We start from the raw sequence: 15,215 nt of genomic DNA, 5'->3' as shown, positions 1-15,215 counted from the left end.
TTTGGGTATATACTCTGAACTCATACTAAAATTTCAAGGAATTATGATGATTGAACAAGGCCAAACTTTACCAACAGCAAGCCTAACAGAACTAACGAGCGAAGGAATGCAAACGCATTCAACAGAGTCTTTGTTTGCAGGCAAAAAAGTGGTTTTATTTGCAGTGCCAGGTGCTTTCACACCAACGTGCTCAAATGCACACTTACCTGAATTTGTGGCACTTGCCGATAAAATTATGGCGAAAGGTGTTGATGCTATTTACTGCGTATCGGTAAACGACGCGTTTGTAATGAAGGCATGGGGTGAGGCGCACAACGCTGAACACATTCGTATGTTAGCTGATGGTGATGCCAGTTTTACTAAAGCGCTTGGTTTAGATAAAGACACCGCGAGTTTTGGTGGTATTCGTTCGACGCGTTATGCAATGATCGTAGAAAACCAAACGGTAGCAGGCTTATTTGTTGAACAAGATAAAGAGTTTGCAGTAAGTCGTGCTGAGGCTATTTTAGAAAAGCTATAAGTACAAAAAAGCCGGACGAGAGTCCGGCTAAAAGTCCCAGGGGAAACGGGAGTATTCAACCATTAAGGCTGATATTGTGCATCAAGTGTTACACCTGAAAAGGTGCGATACGCATTTAAGCTTAAGTGCCACGTACCTGCTTGTGGGTTACTGAATGTACATGTTTCAGCATTGCCATTTTTGTACGGGCGACAGTCATAACTTGATGTTGTAGGCTGGCTGCCAAATTTAACAAACAAGTCAGCATCACCAGTGCCACCAGATGTCGTGACAGTGAAGCTTGCCATGCCTGCTGGTACTTCTAGTGTGTAGTGTTTCCACTGACCCGCACTTGCAGAAATATCAGTAACCGTGCCGCCACCTGCTTGAGGTGCACCTGTACCACCAGATGTTGTTAAATCGCCCACTAGGCTCACACCTGAATAAGCAGAGTAGCCGTTAAGCATAACGTGATAAGTGCCTGCAGTTGGGTTATCAATCGAACATACTTCTTCATTACCCCCTTTGTATGGGCGACAATCGTATGTTGATGTTGTTGGTGCGCTACCTGCACGAACGTAAAGGTCGGCATCACCTGTACCACCACTCATCGTGAATGTTACGTTTGTAGCACCTGCTGGAACTTCCATTGTGTAGAAAGTTTGGCTGCTAGCCGCACCACTAAGACCCGTAAGAGCTTGACCATCTTCTAACACGTTACCTGTTGGCGGTGGAGGTGTAGTACCCGACGCCACAGCAACCGCTGCTGCCGCATCTACAATACCAGTACCACAGCTAGTACATGTTGCTGGGAAAGCACGAGTTGTTGATTTTAAAATGCTTTCTATTTCATCAGGTGTTGCAGAAGGTTTCGCTTGCTTAATAAGCGCAGCGACACCGGCAACGTGTGGGGCAGCCATCGACGTACCTTGTGAATAGTGATAGCTGTCGCTTGAAGGGCTAGTTGAGCCTGAGTTGTGAGTTGATAACACACCTTCTGAATCGTTAGCAAAGCTTTGCGCGCCGCCCGGTGCAGCAACATCAATATTACTACCGTAGTTAGAGTAATAAGCACGGCCACCGTTACGGCCAACTGACGCAACGTTTACTACGCCATTACAGTTACCAGGATTATAGTTAGCTGAGTTGTCGTTATCGTTACCTGCTGCAATTACAATCACAGTGCCGTTATTACGAGCTTGGTTGATAGCACTTTGTGTTGTAGAGCTACATGAACCGCTGCCACCTAAACTCATATTGATAACATCAGCAGGGTTTGCATTCGCAGGAACGCCAGATACAGAACCACCTGATGCCCAGATGATACCGTCGGCGATGTCTGATGTTAAACCACCACATTTACCAAGTACACGTACAGGCACAACTTTGGCGTCATACGCAACACCCGCAACACCTTCACCGTTGTTAGTCACAGCAGCGACAGTACCCGCAACGTGCGTACCATGCCAGCTTGAGCTTTGTGCGCCGTGTGTATAACCACACTCATTAGCACTAATTGCGTCACCTGGGTCACGTGCATCGCTATCGCGACCGCCACCGTCATTTGCTACCGATAGGTTAGAGATCATGTCGTAACCCGGCAAAATGTTGGCATTTAAATCAATGTGTGGGCGGTAACCCGTATCAAGTACCGCAACCACAACGCCACTCCCTGTTGCTGTATCCCATGCTGTAGGCAGGTTTAAACCACCAGCTTGCTCATAATAATGCCACTGATCTGAATAACGTGGATCGTTAGGCGTTGCAAATGGCTTTAACATTTGGTCAATTTCGATGTATTCAACGTTACCCGTTGCAACCATTTCTTGCATAAACTCTTGAGCTTCTTCAGCTGATAGCTTTTTATCAGCACGCATAACGTGGTGATTGCTCATTGCCATTGCACGCACGTATTGTGCTTTCACTTGGCCTTTTTTACTTGTGAAGTTTTTAACAAAGCCCTGCGCTTTTTTATTCATTAGCATCGGCGTTTGTTCTGCAGCCGACATAGTCATCATTTCATCATTGTTATTTTTGTATTTAATGATGAATTGTGTACCAAAACCGTCTTGGCCTTGTAGCTTAGCGGCTGTTTCCGCCATAGACGGTGACATCATTTGGTTTGGCGTTGCCATCGCTGCCGTCGTCCCAAACAACGCAGTGAGGCTCAGTGCGATTGCGCACTTTTTTAAGTTATTGTTAGTTGTCATAATGATCCCTAGATTGTTATAAGTTTCTTCGCAATGTTTTTCGCGAAGGGGGACAAAGGTAAAATAAATGTAAATTAAGTTAAAATATCGTTTTGTTATGTTTGTCTCTATTTTAGTTATAAACAAGTGTATAGATGGCTAAATCTGACTTTTAACTGGGTTTTAAGGTGGTTTTCTCATTCTAAAGTTTTAATTTTTCTATTTAGAGTTTTTGCTTTATTTCGTTTTTTAGGTTTATCTTTTTTGTAAAAACACCTTTCTGTTAACACCGCGTATAAAATAACTTGTTATAATCAGCTAAATTTTTTAATGAGTATGCGTAATGACCCAAGTAGATGTAATTGTGATTGGCGCCGGTGCCGCAGGTTTAATGTGTGCAGCACAAGCAGGTTACCGAGGCCGAGCGGTTACAGTGCTTGATATGGGTAAAAAGCCGGGCCGTAAAATTTTAATCAGCGGTGGTGGACGGTGTAACTTCACCAATGAAAATGCCAGCCCAGATAATTACTTATGTACAAACCCTCATTTCGTAAAGTCGTGTTTAAGTCGCTATACCCAACACGACTTTATTGAGTTGGTAGACCGCCATGGTTTGGCGTATCACCATAAAACACTGGGTCAATTATTTTGTGACAACAGCGCTCAAGATATTGTTGATATTTTATTGACTGAATGTGAGTGGGCGGGCGTGAACATAGCCTTGCGCAACGAAGTGCTTAGCGTCACAAAAACTGATGCAGGGTACGAGGTAATAACCGAGCAAGATACTTATCAATGTGAATCGCTGGTGGTTGCATCGGGTGGCTTAACAATGCCAAAACTGGGTGCATCGCCCATTGGCTACAAAATTGCTGAGCAATTTGGCTTAACGGTTTTACCCACAATGGCAGCGCTTGTGCCATTCACTTTGCACCAGCACGATAAAGACCGTTTTGATGGACTGTCGGGGATCAGTATTCCGTGTGTGGTAACAAGTGAAGACGGTACACAATTTAAAGAAAACATACTCTTTACTCACCGAGGTTTGTCGGGACCTGCTATTTTACAAATTAGCTCGTTTTGGCGCGCAGGGCAGAGTGTGTATATTAATTTATTACCAGCGCTCGATTTAAAACAGCAGCTTGAAGAGTGGCGTCAAAGCCAAGGCCAAAAGTCGCTAAAAAATACCCTCGCGACGATATTGCCAAAGCGTTTTGTAGAGATGCTGCACGACACCAAAGCTATTCCTGATTGTAATGTTAATCAGCTAACCCATACGCAAATAGATGCGCTGCACGACTACATCCACAACTGGCAAATAAAACCTAACGGCACCGAAGGGTATCGCACAGCTGAGGTCACGCTAGGCGGTGTAGACACCGATGAGTTAAGCTCAAAAACATTCGAAGCCAAAAAAGCACCCGGCCTTTACTTTATCGGCGAAGTTACCGACGTGACAGGCTGGTTAGGCGGCTACAACTTCCAATACGCTTGGAGCTGTGGCTTTGCAGCAGGGCAGTATTGTTGATGATCCAATATAATTAAAACGAAGATAATCAATATATAATCACCTTTTAGTATATTTAACCTATTGATTTAGTTATAGGTGAAAGGTTTGGTGACTTACAGAAATATTTTTTAATTTACAGTCTAAGAAATCGTTAGAACTACTTTTTGTATTTCCAAACTGCTAAATAGACAAAATGTATTTAATATGAGAGTGGGCACTTGATATTGCTTACAGAACATCATTTTAGTCACTGTTTTACCTTGGTAGCTTGTTTGTTTATGATCTTTATGAGTTAATTATAGAAACGTATTTTCATTAAAATAGGTTGACGGGGTGATCTCTTCAGACTAGTATTGTCTTCAACACGCCCGCCAAGCCTCTTTCTAATGCTCAAATTGTGCGGGCTTTTTTATGTCTGCTTTTCTAAAATTTAAGAAGACATAATGACTCAATTCAACAAGCCCGCGATCAGTGTAACAGACCAAATTTCCCTTCTTCAAAATCGCGGTCTCAATATTCAGCAACTAGAACGAGCAGAAAAATACTTAGAAGTTATAAGTTTTTTTCGCCTTAGTGCTTATATGCGTCCTTTTCAAAAAGGTAGAGAACAACAAGAGGTTGAACACCAGTTCAAAGAAGGTGTGGAGTTCAAACAGATAGTTGATCTATATGCTTTTGATCGGGAATTAAGACTCCTTATTATGGATGCTGTTGAGCGAGTAGAAGTAGCTATTCGAGCAACTCTAAATAATGTGATGGGTATAAAATATCAAACAGAAGCTGAATGCAGCGGCTCTCATTGGTACTTGAATGAAAATCTTTTTAAACGTTCTTACCAACACAAACGTTTACTAAAAGAAGTCGAAGATAAGCAAGCAAAAGAGTTTAACGATCTTCAACGGGATATTAATAAAATTGAGCGTAGTTCAACGAACTCAGAGATAAAGCAACAGCGAATTGAAAGAAGAGTTAGAGAAAGTTACCCACGGTTTTACCATCATACATACGAAGTACCCAGATTAATGCCAGGATGGGCGATGGCTGAAGAATTAACATTTGGTAGTATCTCACACCTCTATAGAGGCTTAGCTAAAGATATTGATCGAAAAGAAATTGCAAAGCGATTTGAATTACCTCAAGAAGTGTTGGAAAGTTGGCTTCACACTTTAAATTTTATACGAAACTGTTGCGCCCATCATAGTCGCCTTTGGAATAGAGAGCTTGCAATCCAGCCTAAAATACCTCGTGGTGATAATTGGCAATTACCAAATAGACTAGAGCCAAGCCAAGTTCAACCAAGTCGACGTATATACATGATCTTATTAATGCTCGCACATTTAATGAAGCAGGTTAGTCCGGATAGCCAGTGGCATAACAAAGTAAAGGCTCTAATATTACTTCATCCAGAAATACCTCTGTTTCCCATGGGCTTTCCCAACAATTGGCAAGAGCATGAGTTTTTTACGCAATAGCTTAGCTGTGTTTTTCTAAGATATTGCTCACAGAATGTCGCTAAAAGATAGTCTCTTGCAGTAATTCGATTACCATTTAATAAAGTGAATATAATACGAAATCATATTATTTCTATATAAAACAATGTACTGTTATTGTCTTCGGTCTAATTATGAGAAATCATTGATACTAGACTCTAGTCGCTCGGCTTTGCGCCAATTCCGCTTTTGCTTATTAGTTGGGCTTAGTATGTGCGAAGTGCTTTAAACGTGCAGTTGTATAAAATGACCGACGGTGAATAACTTGTTCATTACCGTTATGTGAACTCGCTTACACCGCTACTTCAACACAGTTTCGGCCATTGTTTTTTGCTTTATAAAGGGCTTTGTCGGCAATTGATAGGGTTTCTTTTATTGTGGTTGAGGCATGGGCAACGCTGTGAACGCCTAGGCTTACGGTAAACTTTACGGCTTGAGCATCATTGCTTTTGATGCGGGTGTTTGCTGCTTTTTCGCGGATGCGCTCGGCCACGGCTTTGGCGTCGTGTAGGCTGCAATGCAGTAAAAGTACAAATTCTTCACCGCCGTAGCGGCAGGCTATATCGTCTTTTCGTTGTTGTGTAGTGAGTATGTTTGCAAACTCAATAATGACTTTATCGCCAATATCATGGCCATAAGTGTCGTTAATGGCTTTAAAATGGTCGAGATCGGCGATGATCAGCGTTAACTCTTGATGATTGCTTGCCATTGTAGCAATGAGCTCTTCACTTTTTCTATCAAAGTAGCGTCGATTATACAGGCCTGTCATTGGGTCGGTATCGACAAGGCGCGTTAATTCTTTTTGCTGTGCTTTGATTTTTTCGAGCGTTTTTATACGGTAAGACAATATAAACGCCATCATTAATGCTTCGAGTAAAATACCTATGCCGACGCCATGACTGTTTATCACGTTTGCGTCGGTGATACCTTTGTAATAAAGCACGGCCAGCATATTGAATATAACGAACAGTGAATGGCCAAGTAAAAAATATTTGGCGAGTGAATCCCCTTTTCGCCACAGTGAAATAGAGACACCAAAGGTGACGGTCATCATCATTGCGGCAAGGGTGCTGGCTGGTTTTAGTGCGCCAACGACATCGAATAAACTGTAGATAAAGTCGCCAACCAGTAATACGAGAATGAGCGACAGGGCTATATGCTCTTTTGGGTAATGCTTTTTAGTTTCGAAAATTAGCATCACAAAAATTACTAAAAAGCTGGGCATACTGAGCAAACTAGAATTAAGTTGCAGTACTTCAGCACTAAAAATGCCAAAAAAGTTAGCAGCTACGCCATACGAAAGCGCCACCCATACCGTGCCCGATATTAAATACAGGGCGTAAACAATATTTTCTATTTTACGTGCCGATAAGTACAAGAAAAAGTTATAGATCATCAGCGCTAGCATCATGCCAACCAGTAATGCAATGTAGTTGCCGTTGCCAACTAGGGCGCGTTTTGAATGCTCTTCATTATAAATATTTAGAGCAAACCATTGATGCGAAAAAGTAACGCTTTTTACATAAATGGTTTTTTGCTGCTGTGGGGCAATATAGAACGAAAACACGGCACTGCCGCCAAACATATTGGCTTTTGGACCCGATGTATCTAGTTGAATTTCAGATTGATTAATGAGTTGCCCATTGTGGGTTTCGTAAAATCCTACCTCTTCTAGATGGTAAGCATCGGGGTTGTGAATAAATAAACGTAAGGTCTCGCTGTCGTTGTTTTTAACGGTTATTTTTGACCACGTTGTTTTGGCATTGGTGCCCAGAGTGAGCTCATTTTTACTGGCTGTGAATGTTTGATTTTGTATTTGCGATAGTGTCATTTTTTCTGTTTTATCAATAAAATAACTCATATCGAAACGTGTTAAGTTAACCTGTTCATTGTTGAGTGATATAACGGAGTCAACGGATGTGGTAGGGCTATTTTGTGCAAAGGCAAAGAAGGAGTGGCTGATAAAAAATAGCAATAATAAACGTGCGATCATCCTTGGTGCCTATGGCTAAATTGTTTAGTAATAAAGTGTTATTTTTAACGTAATCAGCTGCATTGTCGAGCGAATTTTATCCAAAATAAAAAAAGCCGCTGTAAAAGCGGCTTAATCGGTTGCGAAAAATGAATACCAACGCGCAATAATACTGAATTAAGCAAGTTGGTATTGGTATTAACGTAGGTCGAATCTGTCTAGCGTCATTACTTTAGTCCATGCTGCAACGAAGTCGTCAACAAACTTTTGTTTAGCATCGTCAGATGCATACACTTCAGCAATAGAGCGCAGCTCTGAGTTAGACCCAAAGATTAAGTCTACCGGTGTTGCTGTCCACTTAAGCTTGCCTGACTGACGGTCACGGCCTTCGTAAACACCTTCTTCAGATGACTTAGACCACTTCGTTGACATATCGAGTAGGTTAACGAAGAAATCGTTGCTTAATGTGCCAGGTTTTTTCGTGAATACACCGTGTTGTGTTTGGTTAGTATTAGCGTTAAGGGCACGCATACCACCTAGTAGTGCTGTCATTTCTGGCACCGATAAGCTTAGTAAATCAGCACGCTCAACTAACATTTCAGCAGGTGATTTCCATGCTGAGCTGTAGTAGTTACGGAACGCGTCTGCCGTAGGCTCAAGTACTTCAAACGATTCAACGTCAGTCATTTCGAGCGATGCGTCCATACGACCTGGCTTGAATGGTACTGCAATAGAAAAACCTGCATCACTTGCTGCTTTTTCGATAGCAGCCGCGCCACCCAGAACAATCATATCTGCCAGTGAAATTTCTTTTCCACCTGCTGCATTTTTATTGAACTTAGTTTGGATTTTCTCAAGCTTGCTCAGTACATTTGCCACTTCTTTCGGGTTGTTTACTGGCCAATCTTTTTGTGGAGCAAAACGAATACGTGCCCCATTTGCACCACCACGCATGTCAGTATCGCGGTAGCTTGCTGCTGATGCCCACGCCACACGTACCAGTTCAGATACAGATAAACCCGAATCTAAAATGCTTGCTTTAAGTGACGCGATGTCTTTGCTATCAACTAGCTTGTGGTCAACTTCAGGAATGTAATCTTGCCAAATTAGCACTTCTTCTGGCACTAAGTCACCTAAGTAACGAGCGCGTGGGCCCATGTCACGGTGGTTTAGCTTGAACCATGCTTTAGCGAACGCTAGTTCGAACTCTTTCGGGTCGTTTAAGAAACGCTCTGAAATTTTACGAAACGCGGGATCTGCCTTTAACGCGATATCAGTTGTGAACATGATAGGCGCATGACGCTTACCTTTAATGTGCGCATCTGGCACTAGGTTAGACGCTTGACCATTTTCTGGGATCCATTGTGTTGCGCCTGCTGGGCTTTTTGTTTTAACCCACTCAAATGCAAATAAGTTTTGTAAGTAGTTGATTGACCATTGCGTTGGCGTCACGGTCCATGCGCCTTCAAGACCTGAAGTAACAGTATCTTCTGAGTGACCTTTACCGCACTTGTTTTTCCAACCTAAACCTTGCTCTTCGATAGCGGCTGCGGCGGGTTCTTTGTCTAAACAAGTCGCTTTTTTCGCACCGTGTGCTTTACCAAAACTGTGACCACCTGCGATAAGTGCAACGATTTCTTCATCGTTCATTGCCATACGACCAAACGATAAGCGAATATCATCAGCTGCAAGAAGTGGGTCTGGGTTGCCATGTGGACCTTCTGGATTCACATAGATTAAACCCATTTCAACCGCCGCTAATGGGCCTTTTAGTTTGCCTTTTTTGTCACGGCGCTCGTCAGTTAACATTTTGCCTTCAGGGCCCCAGTAAACGTAATCTGGCTCCCAATCGTCTTCACGACCACCGGCATAGCCGAAGGTTTTGAAACCCATTGATTCAAGTGCCACGTTACCTGTTAGCGCCATTAAATCTGCCCATGAGATGCTGCGACCGTATTTTTGTTTAATAGGCCAAAGTAAGCGACGCGCTTTGTCTAAGTTGGCGTTATCTGGCCAGCTGTTTAGTGGGTCGAAACGTTGTTGACCACCGCCAGCGCCACCACGGCCATCGAATGTACGGTAAGTACCTGATGCGTGCCACGCCATACGAATGAAGAATGGACCATAGTGACCGTAGTCGGCAGGCCACCAGTCTTGAGAGTCAGTCAGCACTTTTTCAATATCGGCTTTCACTGCATTAAGGTCTAACTTTAAAAATTCTTTTTTGTAGTCAAAGTAAGGACCCATTGGGTTTGATTCAGCGCCGTGTGCGCGCAGTTGACTTAAGTCGAGTTGCTCTGGCCACCAAAATTGATTTGATTTGATGTCGTTAGTGGCGTGTACATTTGTTGCGATGAGTAATGAAACAGCAACAGCGACTTTTGAAAATGCTGAGGTTGATTTTTTTAACATTGTGTTGTCTCCAGTTGGAAGTTGCGTGAAATATAGAGCTGTTCTGGTTAACTTTCCACTTACAAACTGGGGTTTAAATCGATTGATAAAATCGAAAAAATAGATGGAATGATTGATTTTATAGAACAAAGCCAGCAACAATGCTGGCTCTGGAAGGGGGAAGATAAGCTGATATTCAGCTTATTGTTTATTCTTCAATAAAGGGTACGCCGTTTTTGATCCACTCAGCGGCGGGTTTACCTTTTAGATAATGGTCAAAGTATTCCATCATGCGAATTGAAAAATCCACCTGATTAGGGAATTTCTTCAAGTGATGTGGCTCGCCTTCATACTGTAAGAACGTAGCATCTTTACCTGCACGACGCAGTGCCAAATAGTACTGTACGCCTTCGTGCCAGGGCACGGCGTCATCTTTGTCACCAAACATAATTAAAATAGGTGTGTTTACTTTATCTGCAAAGAATACCGGTGAGTTCTCGATGTAAAGTTCAGGTGCTTCAAATAATGTTTTACCAATGCGGCTTTGCCCCGTTTCGTATTGGAACTGACGCGCAAGACCTGATTTTAAGCGAATACCGCTGTAAGCACTGGTCATGTTAGATACAGGTGCACCCGATACAACCGCCTTAAACATATCTGTTTGGGTGATCATAAAGGCGCTTTGGTAGCCTGCCCATGAGTGACCTTGTAAACCAATTTTATTAGGATCGGCAATGCCTAAATCAATCAGCTTTTGAGTCGCGTTGATCATGGTTTGAGTCGATGATTTACCTGGGTGACCAATTTCAAAGCGGATATCCGGTAAGAAAATGGCGTAACCATTCGAAGTAAACATAGGGAAGTTAGGGCGATGATTTAACTCCATTTTCGGGAAGTCATACATGCGCTGGCTCATATAGCGATAGAAGTACACAACGACGGGCACTTTGTCGCCTTTTTTGTAGCCTGCCGGCTTGATTAGAACACCTTGTAAGTCTTCACCATCAAAGCCTTTATAGCTAATAAGTTCAGGTTTTTCGCCCCAAGCAAAGTTGCTAATTTGCGGGTTTAGGTTCGTCACACGCTGTGGGTTTTTGAAGCTAAAATCTGCTTGGTAGTAATCAGGGAATTGTTGGTACGTTTGCGCAGTAAAGAGGTATTTGTCGGCATTTTTAGCTTTTTTCACCACATCATAGCGCTTTTTACCCGACAGTACTTTGCTTACTTTATTGCTTGTTAAGTCAAGCTTAGCGATTTCGGTTTGCTTATCTTGTAAGTTAGTTGCGCTTAGTAATAATGTGTCGTCTTTAGCAAAGCCAACGTGGTCTTTATCAAGTTTAATAACACGATATTGGGTATTTGTTTCTTTACCTTGTGTTAAGCGCGTTGCCTTTTGTGTTGCGACATCAAAAGCCCAAATATCAAATTTGCTGTAAACCAGTACTTGGCTGCTGTCGTTTAACCAGCCTGCAAAACCATAACCCGGTTGAGGTGATGGGTAGTCATGCTTATCATCGGCAAAAATAGCGTTAATTGCCTTAGATAACGTCGAAACTTTGTTGTTACCTAGGTCTTTTAGCTGAACGTGGCTGTCTTTAAAAAATGCCGCGTATTGACCATTTGGCGCAAGGCTGGGTCTAAAGGGGTAGTCACTGACGATAGGTGTTTGTTTACCTGTTTTAACGTCAACACTGAAGTAATCAGCAAAGAAACCACCATACATAACACGCTCTAAATACGGCAGGTCTGAGTAGCCTAAAAGCGCGTCACGATTAGTGTTAAGTGATACCTCGGGCATATTGGGTGTACTTAATTGTACAACCTGTTTACCGTTTACGTGGTAAACCGCTTGGTAGTGACGAAGTTTGTTAGCCTCATTCCACTGTTGTTCTTCACGAGGTTTAATTTCAACGTCTTTATTGTGCCAAACATTTAAGCCTTTATGGTCGCGAATTGTATCGAAATCATATAAAGAGGCTTCGTCTGTATACTCTTTGGCTTTTACTTTATCAGCCAGTTTTGGGTGATTCTCGAAATATAGACGCTTACCGTCTTCAGACCATGTGAGTGAGGCTGTTTTACCGATAGTCCAGCTGCTATCTGCAGAGTTAATGGTTGATAGAGCCCCGTTTTCTAAAAGCTGTAAGCTGTGGTCGCGACGTCTTGTATCATCGTTTACATAATTACCCACTAAAAGCGCTGCGGTATTGCTGTTAGGTTGCCATGCAATTTTGTTTGCAACCACACCTGGCTCATCAATTAATACACTGGTATTAAAACTATTTGTTAAGTCGACTAATACGATTTGGTTGTCGGCACCATCACTAAAGCTTTGGCTTACTAATAATTGCTCGCCAGTGCTGCTAATCGCATAGCTAAATACATTATTTATAGTGTGAGTGGTTTTGTCTTGAAGGTTAACAAGCACTAAATCAAAGCGTTTATCTTTTTTGTCTGGCTTGATTTCGCTGCTGTTTTCGTCTTTTTCTTGGTCGTCTTTGGTCTCAGTTTTATCTGCTTTTTGATCAAGACGGTAAGCAAGCCATACGCCATCATCTGATAACGCATAATCTTTTATATCGTTAAACGTTTGTTGTTCACCGTCTTTAGTATTTACTAAAACTAGGTTGTTTTTTAGCTCATCTTTTTTCTTGGTGGTTTCTTTTTCAAGTAGGGTTGGTACTTGTGTAAACGCGACCCAATTTGCCGCTTTATTAATAGTAGGGCGCGTACCGCGTTCAACGGTGCTTAGTAAGGCATTGTTATTGAGCGTGTATACTTGGCCTTGTGCATTGCCGCGATAAGGGTCTGCACTCAAGGTTAAGATACGGCCATCTTCAGACAGTTGTGTGCCTTTTGCGTATTTAAAATCAAATACGTCTTTAAATTGCAGGGCTTCTTTAGCACTGACTTGTGTGCTGCCTAGGCTAGTCACCAAGGCTAAGCTCAAAAGTGATAATTGCGCTTTCATTTACCTTTCTCATTGTTTTTAAGTTTATGCCCCAGTGTAGCGTTTTTAATAAACAATTCGAGTAGATACGATAAGTTGCCAGTTTCCTAAGGTGGGTTAAAGTTATTAGTTACGTGAAACGCGCTACGAGAAATGAGCTACGAGGACTCGCTTATGGGGGACAATCAAAAGGTGGGGGATTAAGCGCGATATGACATCGCGCTTATAAAGCTTGTTTTACAACCAGATTTTTTGTAATTCTGGCCATTGCTTTTCAAATTGTGAGCTTGGCTTCGCTTTAAAGTCGCTACGCACGAATTGATTCATCTTACCTTCGACATAGGCAAGTAAGAAATTGGCTAACGTGGTTTCGTCTGATTGAAATGCTTTGCCTTCACGTAGTTTTCGCTCACGCAATACTTGCTTAAATTGTGTTTCAAGTTTTTCGAATAAGCCTTGCACTCGTTCGCGTAAACGCTCTTGCTCACCTTGCAGGGCATCGCCGGTTAATATGCGAGTAATTCCTGGGTTTTTCTCAGCAAAGGCTAATAATAACAGCAAGATATTATAAACACGGGTTTGGCTTTCTTTCTCATTTTCTAATATGAGGTTAATGCGTGATAACAGCGTATCTTCAATAAATTCTATTAGGCCTTCAAACATCCGTGCTTTACTCGGAAAATGACGATATAACGCAGCTTCAGACACGCCCACTTCAGCCGCTAATTTTGCGGTGGTGATACGTTGACCTGGGCTGGTTTCTAACATTTGTGCGAGTGCTTGCAGAATCTGCTCTTTGCGATTACTTCTTTTTGTCGCAGGCATGACCATTCCTTTCTTATAATTTATTACTTGTGCTCAGTAGAGTCAGACAAGCCATTTTTTGTGCAAATGAGGCGCTTATGTTAATGTTTTATTCAGCTTCTTTCCAGCATTTTTACAAACGCTTGGCAAGCTCAGTCATTACGCTCATCGCGAGATCCTTTTTACTCCCCATGGCTAAATCTAGCTGCTCATTATGCCAGAACAGTGTTAAAGCATTATGATCAGAATTAAAGCCAAGACCTTCTTTTGACACATCATTCGCGCAGATCATGTCGAGGTTTTTGTTTTTTAATTTACCTTGGGCGTAGCTAGCCACATCTTGCGTTTCTGCTGCAAAGCCAACAGTGTAAGGGCGGTTTTTACTAAGCCCTGCCACGTTTGCGATCACATCAGGGTTTTTGACTAAAGTGAGCGTGATTTCGTCACCTTGTTTTTTCATTTTTTGATCTTGAATTGCGGCTGCGCGGTAATCGGCGACGGCAGCACACCCAATAAAAGCATCAGACTGCACCGCAAGTTCCATCGACGCAGTTAAAAGTTGCTCAGCGCTTTCAATATTGGTGAGCTTTGCATTCGCGGGTGCTGTAATTGCGACGGGCCCTGAAATAAGGTTGACCTTAGCACCTAAAGCAAGCGCTGCTTCTGCAAGGGCATAACCCATTTTGCCTGAACTATGATTCGAAATATAACGCACAGGGTCGAGGGCTTCACGCGTGGGGCCAGCGGTAATTGTGATTGTTTTACCTGCCAATAATGGCTCAATGTCTGGTTGCGTACACAGCGCCACTAGTTCATGAGGCTCTAACATTCTTCCGGCACCTACATCACCACAGGCTTGCTCACCTTTACCGGGTCCCCAAATTGCGACGCCGCGATCTTTGAGAGTTCTAAGGTTTGCTTGAGTCGCTGGGTGAGCATACATTTGTTGGTTCATTGCAGGAGCAACCGCTACTTTAGCAGGTGTGGCTAACAATAACGTAGTCAGTAAATCATCGGCAATGCCCATCGCCATTTTCGCTAAGATATTGCTGGTTGCGGGGGCGACTAAAATCAGGTCAGCCCATTTGGCAAATTCAATGTGTCCCATTGCTGCTTCGGCTGCAGGGTCAAGTAATGAATCAGAGACAATTTCTCCACTCACAGCTTGCATTGTCAGTGGTGTTATAAAATGTTTGGCTGAGTCGGTCATGACCACTTTAACGTCGCAGCCGGCGTCTTTTAAACGACGAACAAGTTCTGCACATTTATAGGCTGCAATGCCACCACTCATACCTAACAGGATTTTTTTATTAACTGATTTTGTCATTACGTGAAATTTTACCTTTGTCGATATGGGCTAACGATAGCAAATCTTTGCCGATTGCATGAAGTTTTCTTTTTTAAAGACAG

The 15,215-nt window shown here is 42.6% G+C and carries 9 protein-coding genes; 3 read left to right on the top strand and 6 right to left on the bottom strand.

Translation table 11 applies throughout. The features are described from left to right. Positions 1-46: 46 nt before the first annotated feature. Complete coding sequence (locus tag GZH31_RS14195; protein WP_036973141.1) at positions 47-520, top strand: peroxiredoxin; 474 nt, start codon at positions 47-49, stop codon at positions 518-520. A 62-nt stretch (positions 521-582) separates the two neighbouring features. Here GZH31_RS14195 and GZH31_RS14190 read toward each other — a convergent pair whose 3' ends face one another. Continuing rightward, positions 583-2,709: a S8 family peptidase gene (locus tag GZH31_RS14190; protein WP_180311136.1), complete on the bottom strand. Its 2,127-nt coding sequence runs from the start codon at positions 2,707-2,709 to the stop codon at positions 583-585. A 322-nt stretch (positions 2,710-3,031) separates the two neighbouring features. On the opposite strand from GZH31_RS14190, the gene GZH31_RS14185 reads away from it, so the two are divergent. After that, on the top strand, positions 3,032-4,216 hold the full coding sequence (locus tag GZH31_RS14185; protein ID WP_180311135.1) for an NAD(P)/FAD-dependent oxidoreductase: 1,185 nt from the start codon (positions 3,032-3,034) through the stop codon (positions 4,214-4,216). Between the two features lie 425 nt (positions 4,217-4,641). Then, positions 4,642-5,670 (top strand): Abi family protein, encoded by a 1,029-nt coding sequence (locus GZH31_RS14180; protein ID WP_180311134.1) that lies wholly within the window; start codon positions 4,642-4,644, stop codon positions 5,668-5,670. 310 nt (positions 5,671-5,980) lie between these two features. Here the strand turns inward: GZH31_RS14180 and GZH31_RS14175 are convergent, their stop codons facing one another. The 5 genes from GZH31_RS14175 to coaBC form a co-directional block, all read right to left on the bottom strand. Further along, the gene (locus tag GZH31_RS14175) at positions 5,981-7,681 is read right to left on the bottom strand and encodes a diguanylate cyclase (protein ID WP_180311133.1); all 1,701 of its coding nucleotides are present in this window, start codon (positions 7,679-7,681) and stop codon (positions 5,981-5,983) included. Positions 7,682-7,858: 177 nt separating this feature from the next. Beyond that, positions 7,859-10,072 carry a catalase/peroxidase HPI gene (katG, locus tag GZH31_RS14170; RefSeq protein ID WP_036973125.1) on the bottom strand — a complete coding sequence of 738 codons (2,214 nt, stop codon included), beginning with the start codon at positions 10,070-10,072 and terminating at the stop codon, positions 7,859-7,861. A gap of 187 nt (positions 10,073-10,259) precedes the next feature. Beyond that, a complete protein-coding gene (locus tag GZH31_RS14165) occupies positions 10,260-13,022 on the bottom strand; it encodes a S9 family peptidase (protein WP_180311132.1) in 2,763 nt (920 codons plus the stop codon). A 216-nt stretch (positions 13,023-13,238) separates the two neighbouring features. Then, positions 13,239-13,826 carry a nucleoid occlusion factor SlmA gene (gene slmA, locus GZH31_RS14160; protein ID WP_036973120.1) on the bottom strand — a complete coding sequence of 196 codons (588 nt, stop codon included), beginning with the start codon at positions 13,824-13,826 and terminating at the stop codon, positions 13,239-13,241. A gap of 112 nt (positions 13,827-13,938) precedes the next feature. Further along, entirely contained in the window at positions 13,939-15,132 is a 1,194-nt protein-coding gene (coaBC, locus tag GZH31_RS14155; RefSeq protein WP_180311131.1) for a bifunctional phosphopantothenoylcysteine decarboxylase/phosphopantothenate--cysteine ligase CoaBC, read from the bottom strand. Positions 15,133-15,215 lie beyond the last annotated feature (83 nt).

The sequence above is a fragment of the Pseudoalteromonas sp. JSTW genome (genome assembly GCF_013423925.1).
Lineage (GTDB): Bacteria > Pseudomonadota > Gammaproteobacteria > Enterobacterales > Alteromonadaceae > Pseudoalteromonas > Pseudoalteromonas lipolytica.
This window is presented reverse-complemented; position numbering and strand designations above follow the sequence as displayed.

Excerpts from the sequence above, each read along its gene's own strand:
- GZH31_RS14185 (WP_180311135.1), top strand. The coding sequence starts at position 3,032 with ATGACCCAAGTAGATGTAATTGTGATTGGCGCCGGTGCCGCAGGTTTA.
- GZH31_RS14190 (WP_180311136.1), bottom strand. The coding sequence starts at position 2,709 with ATGACAACTAACAATAACTTAAAAAAGTGCGCAATCGCACTGAGCCTC.
- slmA (WP_036973120.1), bottom strand. The coding sequence starts at position 13,826 with ATGCCTGCGACAAAAAGAAGTAATCGCAAAGAGCAGATTCTGCAAGCA.
- GZH31_RS14195 (WP_036973141.1), top strand. The coding sequence starts at position 47 with ATGATTGAACAAGGCCAAACTTTACCAACAGCAAGCCTAACAGAACTA.
- GZH31_RS14175 (WP_180311133.1), bottom strand. The coding sequence starts at position 7,681 with ATGATCGCACGTTTATTATTGCTATTTTTTATCAGCCACTCCTTCTTT.
- GZH31_RS14165 (WP_180311132.1), bottom strand. The coding sequence starts at position 13,022 with ATGAAAGCGCAATTATCACTTTTGAGCTTAGCCTTGGTGACTAGCCTA.
- katG (WP_036973125.1), bottom strand. The coding sequence starts at position 10,072 with ATGTTAAAAAAATCAACCTCAGCATTTTCAAAAGTCGCTGTTGCTGTT.
- coaBC (WP_180311131.1), bottom strand. The coding sequence starts at position 15,132 with ATGACAAAATCAGTTAATAAAAAAATCCTGTTAGGTATGAGTGGTGGC.
- GZH31_RS14180 (WP_180311134.1), top strand. The coding sequence starts at position 4,642 with ATGACTCAATTCAACAAGCCCGCGATCAGTGTAACAGACCAAATTTCC.